The organism is Burkholderia diffusa (assembly GCF_902499115.1).
GTDB classification, from domain to species: domain Bacteria; phylum Pseudomonadota; class Gammaproteobacteria; order Burkholderiales; family Burkholderiaceae; genus Burkholderia; species Burkholderia diffusa.
The window spans coordinates 1-1,595 of record NZ_CABVPN010000067.1 but is presented as its reverse complement, the minus strand read 5'-3'; the positions used below and the strand labels follow the sequence as shown (position 1 = coordinate 1,595).

Here is a 1,595-nt window from a genome sequence, read left to right as displayed (position 1 = left end):
CCACCCTCCATCGCACCGCTTCCCTTCTTCCTCCGCGCCGCGTTTCCGTTAGCGCGAAAGAGGCGTGATTCTAAGCAGCTCCCGGCAATCGCGCAAGGGTTTGATGGATTTTTCTTCATCCCCGCCGATTCGGCCTTCCGGCCATGCCGGAGCACGAGACCGCTTATGGTGCAAAGAACGGACTAGAATGTGAGGTTCTTCGCCCCTTTCTATACGTATTTAATATGCGCCAGCGAATCGCCAAACGCCTCCCCCCCGACGCCGACAAACTGGTCGGCCTGTCGCTTGCGCTCTTCGCCTCGGGCAGCCGCATCGAGGATCGCTTCTGGGAAGCGAAGCTCGATGCGCTACTCGCCAAGATCGTTCGCAACGGCAACCAGACCACGCTCGACGCGGCACTCGACCATCTGCAGCAGAACCACCCTGATGCCTATGGCGCGCTCGCCGACATGGCCGAGACGCATAGTGAATCGATGGTGATCGAGCACGACGGCCAGCCGTACGATGCGCTGCTGGTCGCCGTTCCCGTTCTTGCCTGGACGCGCTATATGATTCCATCGGGCCCGCTGAAAGGCGACGTCGCCGATGCATTGCGCACGCACCTTCAGGCGCACGTGCTCGCTACCGGCACGCTGGTCGGGCTGGCCCCGTTCCTCTACAGCATCGACCAATTGCCGCGCCACCACGTCGAGACCTACCGGCTTGCCCAGCAACTCGCGCACGCGGCGCTCGGCCAGCATGCAGCCAAGCTCAGCTTCGGCGACCTGCCCGAAACCTCGCCGATCCTGGCTGACCCGCGCTTCCTCCTCGCCGTCGTCGCCGCTCCAGCCGGCGCACCGCTGTTCCGCTGGCAGGAAGAAGAGCACGGCAATCGGATCGAACGCGGTCAGTGTCTCGAGCAATGGACCGCGCAGGGTGGTCCGAACCTGTCGATTGCCCTCCCCGGCTGCGAGTTCGAATGCCTGCTCCCGGACGCATACTATTCGGCCTGCCGTGATGCGGACGAGCGCATCCGTCCGCACACGGTCCGAACGGCTATACGTTATCTTTTCGACACACTTGGTACGGCACCGCAAGAGCTGCGCGCCGTGGTCGCGGGCTTCGGCGAGCGCCGGATCGACGAGTATCGCGTCGGCTTCACGCGACGCGCCAGCAACGACGTGATCTATGGCGTCGTGTGGCCGCTCTACGGCCGCGAAAACGGCGACGTGTCGATCGACAGCGCGACGCTCGAAGGTGAAGCACCGATCGAAGGGCCGCTTGAGGAGATCGTAAGTCTGCTGAAGGAATGCGGCGTGACCGACGTCCGCCGGCACGCGGGCCGCTTCGAGCCTGAATACTGCGACGACTGCGGCGTGCCGCTCTATGCGGATCCGCTCGGCGAGATCGTCCACGCGGAAATGCCAGAAGACGCGTCGCCCGCCCAACCGCACTTTCACTGATCGTGCATTGCAGGCCCGCAGCGCCTGCCCGACGAAGCCGCTCCCGGTTCCAGCCGGAGCGGCTTTTTTCTCGTCCGTGACCCGTCCTGAAATAGGTTGACACTTTTTCGCCGAAACGAAGAGGTGCCAAATGGAGCAAGGGATCAAGCGGAC

Annotated in this window: 1 protein-coding gene; it reads left to right on the top strand. The window is 63.6% G+C overall.

The window, feature by feature from the left end:
- The first annotated feature begins 224 nt into the window (after positions 1-224).
- Positions 225-1,442, top strand: a complete 1,218-nt coding sequence (locus BTE28158_RS32205) for a DUF2863 family protein (protein ID WP_059533163.1) — start codon at positions 225-227, stop codon at positions 1,440-1,442.
- Positions 1,443-1,595: the final 153 nt, after the last annotated feature.